At 75.3% G+C, this 14,291-nt stretch carries 10 protein-coding genes; 5 read left to right on the forward strand and 5 right to left on the reverse strand.

Annotated features, from left to right (window positions below):
• The first annotated feature begins 116 nt into the window (after positions 1–116).
• Positions 117–836: a class F sortase gene (locus ABZY91_RS23580; RefSeq protein WP_355405057.1), complete on the forward strand. Its 720-nt coding sequence runs from the start codon at positions 117–119 to the stop codon at positions 834–836.
• Between the two features lie 95 nt (positions 837–931).
• Here the strand turns inward: ABZY91_RS23580 and ABZY91_RS23585 are convergent, their stop codons facing one another.
• From ABZY91_RS23585 to ABZY91_RS23595, 3 genes are all read right to left on the reverse strand, one after another.
• Positions 932–1,963, reverse strand: coding sequence for a methyltransferase (locus ABZY91_RS23585; RefSeq protein WP_329951000.1), 1,032 nt, complete (start codon positions 1,961–1,963; stop codon positions 932–934).
• 199 nt (positions 1,964–2,162) lie between these two features.
• The gene (locus ABZY91_RS23590; protein WP_355405059.1) at positions 2,163–3,260 is read right to left on the reverse strand and encodes a right-handed parallel beta-helix repeat-containing protein; all 1,098 of its coding nucleotides are present in this window, start codon (positions 3,258–3,260) and stop codon (positions 2,163–2,165) included.
• 393 nt (positions 3,261–3,653) lie between these two features.
• On the reverse strand, positions 3,654–4,979 hold the full coding sequence (locus tag ABZY91_RS23595) for a cytochrome P450 (RefSeq protein ID WP_355405061.1): 1,326 nt from the start codon (positions 4,977–4,979) through the stop codon (positions 3,654–3,656).
• Between the two features lie 189 nt (positions 4,980–5,168).
• On the opposite strand from ABZY91_RS23595, the gene ABZY91_RS23600 reads away from it, so the two are divergent.
• The 4 genes from ABZY91_RS23600 to sph all read left to right on the forward strand — a co-directional run bounded on the left by ABZY91_RS23600 (position 5,169) and on the right by sph (position 10,692).
• The gene (locus tag ABZY91_RS23600; RefSeq protein WP_355405063.1) at positions 5,169–6,152 is read left to right on the forward strand and encodes a deoxyribonuclease IV; all 984 of its coding nucleotides are present in this window, start codon (positions 5,169–5,171) and stop codon (positions 6,150–6,152) included.
• 79 nt (positions 6,153–6,231) lie between these two features.
• Entirely contained in the window at positions 6,232–7,389 is a 1,158-nt protein-coding gene (locus tag ABZY91_RS23605; protein WP_329950996.1) for a PQQ-binding-like beta-propeller repeat protein, read from the forward strand.
• A 93-nt stretch (positions 7,390–7,482) separates the two neighbouring features.
• Entirely contained in the window at positions 7,483–9,579 is a 2,097-nt protein-coding gene (locus ABZY91_RS23610) for an MMPL family transporter (protein ID WP_355405065.1), read from the forward strand.
• A gap of 72 nt (positions 9,580–9,651) precedes the next feature.
• Complete coding sequence (sph, locus tag ABZY91_RS23615) at positions 9,652–10,692, forward strand: sphingomyelin phosphodiesterase (RefSeq protein ID WP_355405067.1); 1,041 nt, start codon at positions 9,652–9,654, stop codon at positions 10,690–10,692.
• Positions 10,693–10,795: 103 nt separating this feature from the next.
• On the opposite strand, the gene ABZY91_RS23620 is transcribed toward sph, so the two are convergent.
• Positions 10,796–11,023 carry a hypothetical protein gene (locus tag ABZY91_RS23620; protein WP_355405069.1) on the reverse strand — a complete coding sequence of 76 codons (228 nt, stop codon included), beginning with the start codon at positions 11,021–11,023 and terminating at the stop codon, positions 10,796–10,798.
• Positions 11,024–11,032: 9 nt separating this feature from the next.
• Positions 11,033–14,194: a DEAD/DEAH box helicase gene (locus tag ABZY91_RS23625; RefSeq protein WP_355405071.1), complete on the reverse strand. Its 3,162-nt coding sequence runs from the start codon at positions 14,192–14,194 to the stop codon at positions 11,033–11,035.
• Between the last annotated feature and the right edge of the window lie 97 nt (positions 14,195–14,291).

Below are 14,291 nucleotides of genomic sequence, written 5' to 3' on the forward strand. Positions count from 1 at the left end.
GGCGGGGGGGGGGGGGGGGGGGCGGGCCCGGGGGGCGGGCCGGGGGGGGGGCCCGCGGGGCGGCGCTTCGCCGTGTCGGGCCCGCGGTTGCGGGCCCGAGGAGAGGAGCCGGCGCGATGGCCGGTCTGGTCCCTGGAACGTCCCGGCTGCTGCGCGCGGGGATGGGCGCGGCGGCGGTCGGTCTGCTGCTGATCTACAACTCGGTGGACACGGTGTCCTCCGACGAGTCGGAGTCGAGGCAGGCCGCGCCCGCGGCGGCCACCGCCCCCGTCTCGCCCGGCGCCGCGCCCACCGACTCCCCGGCCGCGGCGCCCGCCACGACGGCCGCGGCCGGACCCGCCAAGGCGTCCGCGCCCGCGGCGCCCCCGCTGAAGCGGTCCAAGCCGACCCGGCTGAGGATCCCCCAGATCGGCGTGGACGCCCCCTTCACCGAACTCACCCTCGGCCCGGACAGCCAGCTCGGCGCCCCGCCGCCGGAGGACAAGAACCTGGTCGGCTGGTACCGGGACGGCGTCTCCCCCGGAGAGCGCGGCGCCTCGGTGGTCGCCGGGCACGTCGACACCACCAAGGGGCCCGCCGTCTTCCTGCTGCTCAGCCTGCTGATGCCGGGTCACAAGGTCGAGGTCCAGCGGGCCGACGGCACGATCGCCGTCTTCTCGGTGGACTCGGTCGAGACCTTCGCCAAGGACGCCTTCCCCGACCAGAAGGTGTACGGGAAGACGCCGGACGCCCAGCTGCGGCTGATCACCTGTGGCGGCGTGTACGACAAGAAGCGCCGCGACTACCTGGACAACGTGGTGGTCTTCGCGCACCTGGAGTCCTCGCGCAAGGCCTGAGCCTCCGGCCCGGGTGCGGCGAGGACGGCGACCGCCGGCCCCCTTCTCCGAAGAGGGGCCGGCGGTCGCCGTCCTCGCGCGGACCGGACCGGCGGTCAGCCGCGGACGGTGGCCTCGAAGGCGTGCAGGTAGGGGTTGACCGGGCGGACCTCCGCGACGGACAGGCCGGCCTCCTCCATCAGCCGGACCAGGCTCGCCTCGGAGTGCTTCGCACCGCCGACGTTGAGCATCAGCAGGAGGTCCATGGCGGTGGTGAACCGCATCGACGGGCTGTCGTCGACCAGGTTCTCGACCACCACGACACGCGCACCCGGCGTGGCCGCCGCGACCACGTTGGCCAGCGTGCGGCGGGTGCTCTCGTCGTCCCACTCCAGGATGTTCTTGATGATGTAGAGGTCGGCGTGGACCGGAATGGCCTCCCGGCAGTCGCCCGGCACCAGCCGGGCCCGCCCGGCGAAGGCGCCGCCGTCCCGCAGCCGGGGATCGGCGCCGGCGACCACCTTGGGCAGGTCCAGCAGGGTCCCGTGCAGGGTCGGGTGCTTCTCCAGCAGGCTGGCCAGGACGTGGCCCTGGCCGCCGCCGATGTCGACCACCGAGTCGATCCCGGTGAGGTCGAGGTAGGCGGCGAAGTCGGCGGCCGACTGCCGGCTGGAGGTGGTCATCGCCTTGTCGAAGACCTTCGCGGAGTCCCCGGCGTCGCTGTGGAGGTAGTCGAAGAACTCCTTGCCGAACAGCTCGGGGAAGACGTTGCGGCCGGAGCGCACCGCCTCGTCGAGCTTCGGCCAGGCCTCCCAGGTCCACGGCTCGGTGCACCAGAGGGAGATGTAGCGGAGGCTGTTGGGGGCGTCCTCGCGCAGCAGGCGGGACATCTCGGTGTGCTCGAAGCGGTCGCCGCCCGCCTCCTCGAAGATGCCGTAGCAGGTGAGGGCGCGCAGCAGACGGCGCAACTGCCCGGGTTCGGTGCCCAGCTCGGCGGCGAGGTCGGTGACGGTGGTGGGCGTGTCGCCGAGCGCGTCGGCGACGCCGAGCCGGGCGGCCGCGCGGACGGCGGCGGCGCAGGCGGCGCCGAAGACGAGCTCCCGCAGGCGCATGGCGGCCTGCGGGGTGGTGGCGGGTGCGGTGGTCATGTGCCGTCTCTCTGCTTTCTGCAGGGTTCTGCGGGTTGCTGCGGTCTCTGACGGGGGCGAACGAGGGTCTTCGGGGTGCCCGCCGCGCCTCCGGGGCCGGGGGGGAACCGGGGCCGGAGGCGCGGCGGGTGGGGTCGGGCGGTGTGCGGGCCGGACCGGGCACGGGCGGTGCGCGGGCGGCGGGGCCGGTCCGGCCGGATCAGCAGTGGCCGGCCGGCTCGGAGACCGCGCAGTGGTTGCGGGCGAAGGCGTTGTCGGTGCCGGTGTCGCGGTCGGCGAGGTCGGCCGGGCCGTTGCCGACGACGAGGTTGTCGGCCACGGTGTTGCGGGCGTTGGCCACGCCGACCACGCTGTGGACGAGCACGATCCCGCCGGAGAACGGCGAGGCCCCGACGTTGTCGCGGACCTGGTTCTCCGTCACCGTGGTCTCCTCGGCGCCGGTCAGCACGATCCCGGCCCCCTGGATGTGGTCCAGGCGGGGGTTCGGCGGGCAGTAGCGGTTGTTCGCGACGACCCGGTTGCGGGTGACGGTGAGCGCGCCGGCCCGGGGCACCCCTTCGTCGCCGACGACGAAGACGCCGCCGCAGTTGCCGTGGATCTCGTTCTGCTCGACGCTCAGGTCGCGCAGGCGGCGGACGGTGACCCCGATCCGGTTGTCGGCGAGCAGGTTGCCGCTCACCACCGTGCCGTCGGCGGAGAGGGCGCCGCCCTCGCTGTCCACGGTGTTCGCGAGGAAGACACCGGACTGGCCGTTGCGGGTCGACTCGTTGGCGGTGATCACGCCCCGGGTGGACCTCTCCTGGCTGATGCCCTGCTGGCCGTTGTCGTGGACGTGGGTGGCGCGGACGGTCATGCCGTCGGTGCCGGTGGCGTTGATCCCGTTCTTGCGGAAGCCCGTGACGGCGAGCGCCTCGACGGTGACGCCCGTGAGCGGCCGGTCGTCGGCACCGACCACGCAGAGGCCGTGCCCGGCGGTCGCACAGGCGGCAGCCGTCTCGGGGACTCCTGCCCGGGCGGTGTCGGCGGGCAGGATCACGCTCTCCGGGCCGGCGCCGCGCAGGGTGAGACCCGGGGTGGCGATCCGGACGCTGCCCCGGTACTCGCCGGGGAGCAGCTGGACGGTGTCGCCGGGGTGGGCCGCGTCGACGGCCTGCTGAATCGATTCTCCGGGCCGGACCAGGTGCACCCGCCCGGCGGCCTGGGCCGGGGCGGCACCGAGGGCGGTGAGGACGGTGGTCAGGGCTGTCGTGGCGGCGGCGGTGGCCGCGGCGAGGTGGTGGACCCGTCGCGTGGGCATGAGTGGTGACCTGCTTTCTGGCGCGCTCGCGGGGGGACGCCGGCGCGGTGACGCGGTGTGGGCGGGGGATGACGGCCGGTGGGTGTCGGCCGAACCGACGCTAGGTGCGCGCCGGTGCCCCCGCCACCAGGGTTGGGCTGCCGGACTGACGGAGCGTCGGACCGGGGCCGTGCCGGAGCGGGGAGGCGACGGATGCCCGGAGCGGACCGGGAACGGCGTCGCGCCCGGCCGCAGGGTGCGGTCGGGCGCGCGGGGCGGGCGGGCTGAGGGGGGCGGGCGGGCTGAGCGGGGCGGGCGGCAGGGGCGGCGGTCCCGGGGTCGGAGGCACGCCGGTGAGGGGTGGAACGGGGGCGGGGCCGGAGCAGGGGCGGGGCGGGCCCGGCGGTCGAAGCGTCAGCCGGCGGGTGCCCCCAGGCGGACCGGCAGGGCCGCCAGGTGCCAGGCGACCGGGTTGGGGCCCCGTTCGACCGCGGTGGGGGCGACGGCGAGTGCCAGCTCCGGATACATCCGCAGCAGGGCGCCGAACGCGGCCACCGCCTCCTCGTGGGCGAGTACCGCGCCGATGCAGCGGTGGGCGCCGTGGCCGAATCCTAGGTGGACTTCGTGGTGCGGCGCGGCGGCCCGGCAGAGGTCGAGCCGCTCGGGTTCGGCGAAGACCCGGGGGTCGTGGTTGGCGCCGGCGAGGATCGGCATCACGGCCTCGCCCTTGCGGATCAGCGTGCCCGCCAGCCGCAGGTCCTCCGTGGCGTAGCGGGGCAGCGCACCGAGCGTCGGACCGCACCAGCGCATCAGCTCGTCGACGGCGGCGGGCAGCCCGGAGAGGTCGGCGCGGAGCCCGGCGAGCTGCTCGGGGTGGGCGAGCAGCGCGGCCGTGCCGTTGCCGATCAGCGTGGCGGTGGTCTCGTGGCCGGCCACGATCAGGTTGAGGATCAGCGAGACCGTCTCGACCGGGTCCAGGGCCGTGCCCTCGGCGGCGGCCAGGTGCGAGACGAGGTCGTCGCCGGGCTCCGTCCGTCGACGGTCGATCAGCTCCCGGGCGGCGGCGACCATCGCGCGCAGCGCCTCGTCCAGCCCCTCCCCGGCGCCCCGGCCGAGGTAGGAGCTCCAGGTGCGCCACTGCGGCCGGTCCGGTTCGGGGATGCCGAGCAGCTCGCAGATGACGGTGACCGGCAGCGGGTAGGCGAAACGGGCGACGAGGTCGACCGTGCCGTCGGCGTCCGCGTGCTCGCGCAGGGCACGGGCGTGCTCCTCCGCGAGCCGCTCGATCCGGGGGCGGAACCGGCCGACGGTGCCGGCGGTGAACGAGGGGTGGACCAGCCCGCGCAGCCGGCGGTGCCGGGCGCCGTCCGCGTCGAACACCCCGGCGCGCAGGTACCTCTCGCACTCCGGGGGCAGGCCGCGGGCCCGCCAGACCTGCTCGGTGCGGTGGGCGGGCGTGGCACCGGGCACGTTCGCGACGTCGTTGACGAAGCGCGGGTCGCCCAGGACGGTGCGGACGTCCTCGTAGCGGGTGGCGATCCAGACCGGGTCGACGCCCGGGACGGTGCCGCGGGCGAGCGGGGCCCGTTCGCGGATCCGGGAGAAGACCTCGAACGGGCGGCGCACCAGCTCCGCGTCGCGCAGGTCGACCGTCTCGAACGGCCCGGCGGCCCCGGTGGACTGGGTGGCCCCGGCGGACTGGGCGGGCTCGGCAAACTCGGCGGGCTCGGTGACGGTCATGGGAGCCTCCCTCGGGCCTCGGTTCTCGCTGCTCCCACGGATAGTGGCGGGCCCTGCAGCGGCCTGTCCGGCTTCCCGGCCCCGATTCACTCGATCGAGCAAGAACGAGGCAGTCCCCGGAGGGACCGTCCGTGCACGACGACAGTCCGGCACCGGACCGCCGGCGGCCCGCGTGACATGCTCGGAGCCATGGACACCGCCACCACCACGACCGTCGCACCCGCCGAGCCCGCGGCGGGGGCCGTCCCCCCGTTCGGCGCCCGCCGCAACCCGGTCGGCGCCCATGTGCCGGTGGCCGCGCGAGGGCTGGCCGGGACGGGCCTGGCGTACGCCCGGCGGGTGGGCGCGGAGACGGTGCAGGTGTTCGTGGCCAACCCGCGCGGCTGGGCCACTCCCCCGGGCAACCCGGCCCAGGACGCCGAGTTCCGGGCCGCCTGCGCCGAACAGTCGATCCCGGCGTACGTGCACGCGCCGTACCTGATCAACTTCGGCTCGGACAATCCGGCGACCCGGGAACGCTCGGCCACCTCGCTGCGCCACTCGCTGCTGCGCGGGCACGCGATCGGCGCGCTGGGCGTGGTGCTGCACACCGGTTCCGCGGTCGGCTCGGCACCGGGCGGCGGCTCCCGGCGCGACGAGGCGATGGCGCAGGTCAGGGAGGACGTCCGCCCGCTGCTGGACGAACTGGACGCGCTCGGCGAGGACGCGCCCTGGCTGCTCCTGGAACCGACGGCGGGCCAGGGCAGTTCGCTCTGCGCGCGGATGGAGGACCTCGCCGCGTACGTGGACGCGCTGGACGGCCACCCCCGGGTCGGAGTGTGCCTGGACACCTGCCACGCCTTCGCCGCCGGTCACGACCTGGCGGTACCGGGCGGGGTCCGGGAGACGCTGGACGCCTTGGTCGAGGCCGCCGGCCCGGGCCGGCTGCGGCTGATCCACGCCAACGACTCGGAGGACGTGGTCGGCGCGCGCAAGGACCGGCACGCCAACATCGGGGCCGGCCGGATCGGCGCGGAGCCGTTCCGGGAGCTGTTCGAGCACCCGGCGACGGCGGGCGTCCCGCTGGTGGTGGAGACCCCGGACCGCAAGCACGGCGGCGACGGCACCGGCCACGCGCTGGACATCACCGCCCTGAAGGAGCTGCGGGCCCGGGCGGCCGTCCCGGCGGTCTGATCCACCGGGCGCCGCATACCCGGCGAAATCCGTGCGTGACGGGGGGAACCGCCCGGGGCCGCAGACGGTCGTCCTCGGTGTGAACGCAAACGAACAACGGATCGACCCGGTGCCCCGGCCGCTCGGCCGCCGGCGTCTCCTGCTCAGCGCCGCCGGGGGCGCCGCCGCGCTCGCCGTCGGCGGAGGAGCCGGCTGGTGGGCGCGCCGCGACGCCGACACCGGCCACCGGCTGTGGAGCCGGACGCACACGGGCGGCCGGATCGCCCTGCCCCCGTCCCCCCGGTCCTCGTTGTACCTCGCGGGCCTCGACGGGACGGTCGAGGCCCTCGACCTGCGGACCGGGGCCGCGCGCTGGAGCACCGCGATCGGCTTCCGCAAGCCCGCCGACCCCTCGTACGGCTGGCCCGTCGCCGCCGGTGACGGACTCGTCTGCGTGGCCACCGACTCCCAGGTACAGGCCCTGGACGCCGCGTCCGGGACCCTCCGGTGGACCGCGGAGGCACCGGAGGCACCGGAAGGTCCCGGGTCCGCCTCGGTCCGGGGCACCGCGGTGGACGGCGGCGTCTTCGCGACCTACGACGACCGGCTGCACGCCTACGACACCGCCACCGGCGCCCACCGCTGGAGCACCACGACGGCGGGCGGGTTCGCACCCGTCGTCGCCGGTGACACGGTCTACCTCGCCGGGGACGAGGAGAGGATCACGGCGGTCGACGCGAGCAGCGGCGAGCGACGCTGGGAACAGCGCGCCGTCGGCGGGCTGGGCGGCAGGCCGGTGGTCCACCAGGGCGTCGTCCACCTCACCACCGCCGACCAGCAGGCGCCGTCCGTCCTCGCGCTGGACGCGGCGACCGGCCGGGTGCTCTGGCAGCGCGCGCGGTTCGGCCACTGGCTGCTCTCGCCCTCCTCGGTCGCCGACGGCACGGTCTGCCTGAGCCGGAGCGACCAGGTCACCGCACTGGACGCCGTCACCGGGGAGACCCGCTGGACCGCGCAGGTGCCGCCCGGCCTGGGCGCCGGCACGAGCAGCACGACCGTCGCCGACGGCATGGTCTACGTCGCGCTGAACGACGACCGGCTCCACGCGCTCGACCTCGCCACCGGGCGGTTCCGGTGGCGCGACGAGCCGTCCTCCTTCGGCACCCAGTACACCGACCTGTCACTCGCCGCCCACGACGGGGTCGTCTACCGCGGCAGCCGCACCGGCGTCTACGCGGCGGCGGCCTCGCCGACGTGACCCGCGGACGGACCGCGGCGTAACCCGGGCTGCCGAGGAGCGGAGGCGGTGGGAGGCTGGAACGACTGACGCCTCACAGGCTGGGAGTTTCCGATGAGCCCGTCCCGGAGACTGGCCACGCTGCCCTGCGGCCGCCGCAGCAAGTGGGTGGTGCTGGCCCTGTGGCTGGTCCTGCTGGTGGTGGCGGGCCCGCTGGCGGGCAAGCTCACGGACGCCGAGGACAACCAGGCCTCCAGCTGGCTGCCCGGCAACGCCGAGTCCACCCAGGTGCTCACCGAACAGCGCGCGTTCCAGCCGGTGGACACCGCCCAGGCCGTCGTGGTCTACGAGCGCCCCGGCGGGATCACCCCCGCCGACAAGGTCGAGGCGGCCCGGGACGCGGCGGCCTTCGCCTCGACCCCGCACGTGCTGGGCCAGGTGGTCGGGCCGGTGGAGTCGGCGGACGGTCAGGCCCTGCAGACCATCGTGCCGATCGACATCGGCACCGGCGGCTGGCAGGACCTCCGCCCCGCGGTGGACAGCCTGCGGGACACGGCCGCCGCGGACAGCCTCGGCATGACCACACACGTCACCGGCCCGGCCGGGATCGGTGCGGACCAGGCCGAAGCCTTCGCCGGCATCGACAGCACGCTGCTCGCGGCCACCGTCAGCGTGGTGATCATCCTGCTGCTGCTCACCTACCGCAGCCCGGTCCTCTGGGTGCTGCCGCTGTTCTCGGCGGCCGGGGCGCTGGTGGTCTCGCAGGCGGTGATCTACCTGCTGGCCGAGCACAGCGGACTGACCGTCAACGCGCAGAGCGCCGGCATCCTGATCGTGCTGGTGCTCGGCGCCGGTACGGACTACGCGTTGCTGCTCACCGCCCGCTACCGGGAGGAGCTGCGCCGTCACGAGGACCGGCACGAGGCGATGGCGTTCGCCCTGCACCGGGCCGGGCCCGCGATCCTGGCGTCCTCCGCCACCGTGGTCGCCTCGATGCTCTGCCTGCTGATCGCCGAGATGAACTCCACCAGCGGACTCGGTCCGGTCTGCGCGATCGGCGTGGTGGTGGCGCTGGCCGCGATGACGACCCTGCTGCCGGCGCTGCTGGTGATCGTCGGACGCTGGGTGTTCTGGCCGGTCAAGCCCGCGTTCGGGACGCCGGAACCGACCCGGACCGGCCGCTGGGCGCACGTGGGGGCGTGGATCGGGCAGCGTCCGCGCAAGGTGTGGATCGGCACCTCGCTGGCGCTGGCGGCCTGCTGCGTCGGCCTCGTCTCACTGAACGTCACCGGTCTGAGCACGGCCGGCACCTTCACCGGCAAGCCGGACTCGGTGGTCGGCCAGGAGGTGCTGGAGCAGCACTTCCCCGCCGGGACGGGTGCGCCGCTGACCGTCATCAGCACGGCCGCGGAGGCCGAGGCGGTCCGCGCGGCGACACTGGCGACGGCCGGGGTGGCGTCCGCCTCGATGCCGAGGGCGCACGAGGGGGAGGCGCTGTTCCAGGCCACGCTGGCCGACCCGCCGGACAGCCCCGCCGCCGAGAAGACCGTCGACCGGGTGCGGGACGCCGTCCACGCCGTGCCGGGCGCCGACGCCAAGGTGGGCGGCTCGACGGCGGTGATCCTGGACGCCGGACGGGCCGCGACCGCCGACAACCGGACGATCATCCCGCTCGTGCTGGGCGTGGTGCTGGTGATCCTGGCACTGCTGCTGCGAGCGCTGACGGCGCCGCTGGTGCTGGTCGCCACGGTGGTGCTGTCGTACGCGGCCGCACTCGGGATCAGCGCGTTCTTCTTCGAACACGTCTTCCACTTCGAAGGGGTGGACCACGCGTTCCCGCTGTTCGTCTTCGTCTTCCTGGTGGCACTGGGGATCGACTACAACATCTTCCTGATGACCCGGGTGCGGGAGGAGTCCGCGCATCGCGGCACCCGGGCGGGGGCGGTGGCCGGGCTCGCGGCGACCGGTGGGGTGATCACCTCGGCCGGACTGATCCTGGCGAGCACCTTCGCGGTGCTGGGCACCCTGCCCGTCGTCGGGTTCGCCGAGATCGGGTTCGCGGTGGCGCTGGGGGTGCTGCTGGACACGCTGGTGGTGCGGTCGGTGCTGGTGACGGCGGTGACGATGGATCTGGACCGACACATGTGGTGGCCGAGCAAGTTGGCCAGGCAAGTTCCTCCGCCCAAGGAGGAGTTGGCCAGACAGCTTTGAGTTACCGATGAGTTCATATGGTTATCGTTCACTGTCTTGCCGGACGTGGCCCGTCCCGCATTGACTGCGGTCATGCCAATTCCCTCCACGCGCCGCCCGGGCGCGCGCCTCGCCGCGGCCTGCACGGCCGCCGCCGCCCTGCTCGCCCCGCTCGCCGCCGCACCGAGCGCCGGCGCGGCGACCACCGCCCCCGGGTCCACCCCGGCCGCCACCACCGCCGGGGCCGCGGCGGTCCCCACCGTGCCGGCGCTCAAGGTGCTGACGTACAACGTCTTCCTGATGAGCAAGAACCTCTACCCCAACTGGGGCCAGGACCACCGGGCCAAGGCCATCCCCGCCGCCGGCTTCTTCCAGGGCCAGGACGTGGTCGTCCTCCAGGAGGCCTTCGACAACGCCGCCTCCGACCAGCTGGTCGCCCAGGCATCGGCCGCGTACCCGTACCACACCCCCGTCGTCGGCCGCTCCACCAGCGGCTGGGACGCCACCTCCGGCAGCTACAGCTCCAGCACCCCGGAGGACGGCGGGGTCACGCTGCTCAGCAAGTGGCCCATCCTCCGCAAGGAGCAGTACGTGTTCAAGGACGCGTGCGGGGCGGACTGGTGGTCGAACAAGGGCTTCGTCTACGCCGTGCTCAACGTCAACGGCCTGCGCACGCACGTGATCGGCACCCACCTCCAGTCCACCGACACCGGCTGCTCCGCCGGCGAGCCGGCGGCCGTCCGGGCGGCCCAGCTCAAGACGATGAAGTCCTTCGTCGACGCCAAGAACATCCCGGCCGCCGAGCCGGTCATCCTCGCCGGCGACCTCAACATCGACTCGCACGGCACCGAGTACCCCTCGCTGCTCGCCAACGCGGGCGTCGCCCCCGCCGACACCCGCACCGGCTGGGCCGACTCCTTCGACACCGCCGACAACTCGATCGCCGCCTACCGCTACCCCGGTGAGCCCAACGAGGACCTCGACTACGTCCTCTACCGCGCCGACCACGCGCGCCCGGCGACCTACGGCAACACGGTGGTCCGGTTCCACAGCTCGCCCTGGACCGTGAGCAGTTGGGGCAAGAACTACACCTACACGGACCTCTCCGACCACTACCCGGTGACGGCCGGCTAGCGACCTCCGCCGCTACGGCGGGCCCGCTCCGGCGGCCCGCCGTACCGGCCCGCCGGCCTGTCGGGCGGCCGGCCCGCCGGGCGGCCGGGCGCTCAGCGCGTGCTCAGCCCGCGCCGGTGAACCGCCGGTAGGCGACGGCCAGGGCGGCGTCCAGCGGCCGGCCGCGCACGGTGATCCCCGTCGGGCCCAACTCGTCCAGCACGGTGACCGGTTCGCGGCCGTCGTCGACGGGGGGCGGCACCCTCCCCTGCCAGAAGGTGTCGAGGAGCTCGGCGAGCGGACGCTCCCCCGATGCGGATCCCGGTGCGGATCCCGGTGCGGATTCGGACACGGCTGCGGATCACTCCCCGATCACGTCGGCGGACAGGGTGAGCAGCTCACGCAGCCGCTCGGTGGGCAGTTCGGCGAGCCACTGCTCGCCGTCACCGACCACGGCGTCGGCCAACGTCCGCTTGGCCGCGATCAGTTCGTCGATCCGCTCCTCGACCGTACCGACGCAGAGCAGCCGCCGGACCTGCACCACCCGGCGCTGCCCGATCCGGTGCGCGCGGTCGGTGGCCTGGTCCTCGACCGCCGGGTTCCACCACCGGTCCAGGTGGATCACCTGGTTCGCGGCGGTCAGGTTGAGCCCGGTGCCGCCGGCCTTCAGCGAGAGCAGGAAGACCCGCGGCCCGCCCGGCGACTGGAACCGTTCGACCAGCTCGTCCCGGCTCGCGCGCGGCACCCCTCCGTGCAGGTACAGCACCTCCTCGCCCAACCGCCGCCGCAGGTAGGGCCGGAGCATGCTGCCGAACTCCGCGTACTGGGTGAAGACCAGCGCCCGGTCGCCCTCCGCCAGCGCCTCCTCCAGCACCTCCACCAGCCGTTCCACCTTGCCCGACCGGCCCTCCAGCGCCGTCCCGTCGTGCAGCAGCTGCGCCGGATGGTTGCACACCTGCTTGAGCCGGCCGATCGCCGCCAGCACCGCGCCCTTGCGCTCCACCCCGCGCAGCCCGCCCAACCGCTCCAGCAGGTCGGCGACCACCGCCCGGTAGAGGCCCGCCTGCTCGGCGGTCAGACCGCACCGGACGGTGAACTCCTGCTTGGCGGGCAGGTCCTGGACGATCGACGGGTCGCTCTTGCGGCGGCGCAGCAGGAACGGTCCGGTGAGCCGCCGCAGCCGCGCCGCGGCGTCGGCGCTGCCCGCCTGCTCCACCGGGATCGCGAACCGCTCCTTGAACCCCTCCGCGGTACCGAACAGCCCCGGGTTGGCGAAGTCCAGTACCGCGTGCAGGTCGGCCAGCCGGTTCTCCACCGGCGTGCCGGTCAGCGCGATCCGCGGGCCCGAGCGGAGCGACCGGAGCGCGCGGGACTGCCGCGCGGACCGGTTCTTGATGTGCTGCGCCTCGTCCGCGACGATCCTCCGCCACGGGATCCGGCGCAGCTCGGCGGTGTCCCGCTGGACCAGCCCGTACGTGGTGATCACCAGATCGGCGTGGTCGGCGGCCGGCCCGGGCTCGGCCCGGTCGGCGCCGTGGTGGACGTGCACCCGCAGGCCCGGGGTGAACCGGGCGGCCTCCCGCTGCCAGGTGCCGACCATCGTCATCGGGCAGACCAGCAGGACCGGCCCGGTGGCGCCGCGTTCCTTCTCCAGGGCCAGCAGCGCCAGGGTCTGCACGGTCTTGCCGAGACCCATGTCGTCGGCCAGCACGGCGCCGAGGCCCAGCCGGCCCAGCGCGTCCAGCCAGGCCAGTCCCCGCCGCTGGTACGGACGGAGCGTCCCGGTGAACCCGGCCGGCAGCACCGGCACCCGGTCGGCGCCGCCCGGCCGCCCGGCCAGCAGCTCGCCGATCGGCCCGGTGGCGTGGACGGCCGTCACCGGCAGGCCGTCGACCACGGCGCCGTCGTCCACGGCCAGCCGCAACAGCTCGGCCGCCGCCATGACCCCGCTGCCCCGCTCGGCCAGGAACCGCACGGCGGCGGCGAGTTGGGCCGCGTCGACCTCCACCCAGCGACCGCGCAGCCGGACCAGACCCTGCTGGGCGGCCGCGAGCTCGGCCAGCTCCTCCTCGGTGAGTCCCAGTTCGCCGATGGCGAGCTGCCACTGGAAGGCCAGCACGGCGTCCCGGTCGACCTGGGCCGTCCGCTTGACCGCGCCCGGCCCGTCGCCGGGCGCACCCGCGGTGAGCACCAGGCCGAGCCGGGGCCGCCGCTGCCACCAGGCCGGGAGCAGCACGCCGAAACCGGCGCGGGTGAGCGCGGGCGCGCCGTCCCGCAGGAAGCGCAGCGCGCCCTCCCGGTCGAGGTCCGCCCCGGCCGGAAGCGGCCCCGTCAGCACGGCGCGCAACGGCGGGTGGACCCGGGCGGCCCGCTCCAGCTCGGCGAGGAACGCCTCGGCCGGGTCGGGGACCAACCGGGCCAGCGCCTCGTAGGCCGGGTCCGGATACCCCGGCCGCAGCGCGGCGGCCGGCACCACCAGCGACGGCCGCTCCACCGCCTGGACCATCAGGTCGAGCCGCCAGGCGTCGGCGACCGCCCCGCCGTCGGGGTCGTCCGGATCGGGACCGAGCGGTTCGGCGAGGCGGAACCCGAGCCGGACCGGAGCGTCCGCCGGCCGGGCCGCCTGCCAGCCGGCCAGCCGTTCGGGCAGGCCGTCGGGCGGTGGTCCGCCCAGGCGGCCGTCGGGCGAGTGGAGCGCGGCGAGGAACGGTTCGGCGGGCGGGTCGAGATCCGCCAGGGCCGCGCGGGCCTCCTGGTCGACGAGCGTGCCCAGCACCTCGGCGAGCAGGGCGGCGGCCGTCGGGGCCGACGTGGTCGGGGTCGGAGTGGTCGGAGTGGCCACGGCGCTCGGGGTGGGTCCGGCGGGCCCGGACGCGGTCGGGGCGGCGCCGCCCGCCCGGTGGTCCTCCGCCCGGCAGACCGGCGGGCACCCGTCGACCAGCGCCGTCACCTCACGGCGGGCCGGGGCGTCCAGGGCGGGTCGCCAGCGCGCGTACCACTCGCCCGCCTCCTCGGCCGGCGCAGGCACCAGCCGCCCCCGCCCGACCAGCCGCCAGGCGAGGTCGTGGACGGCCGCCAGCCAGCGCACCGACGCGCCGTACGCCAGCTCGGCCGACGTACCGTCCGGGAGCCGGACGGTCGCACCCGGCCAGTGCGGATCGTGCAGGGCGCCGAGCAGCTGGGCCGCCTGCGCCGGATCGAACAGCAGCGTCGGCACCCGCCAGGGGGCCAGCCCGATCCCCCGGGGCGCGGCACCGACCGGCAGGTCCGGCGACGGCACCGGGCGCCCGGCGAGCGAGGGCAGCAGCAGTCCGGTCCACCGCTCCGACGCCTGCTCCGCCAGCCACCCCACCCCCGGTCCGACCCCGCCCAGCAGCCGGACCACCTCGTCCGCCGCGCACGCGAACGGATGCCCGCCCCGGCCCCGCTCCACGGGGCCGCGATCACCCCGGTACGCCGCCGCGTCCTCCACCCACACCGCGAGCCGGCCGTCGGCCCGCCAGAGTGCGTGCAGGGCGTACATCGGCGGACGGAGCCTCTCGGAGGGGGCGGCGGGGGTACGGGGCCGTACGGGAAGGACGGACCTCCCACCCTAGCCCGCCCCTCCGACAACACCCCCG

The sequence above is a fragment of the Kitasatospora sp. NPDC002965 genome, assembly GCF_040611255.1.
Classification (GTDB): domain Bacteria; phylum Actinomycetota; class Actinomycetes; order Streptomycetales; family Streptomycetaceae; genus Kitasatospora.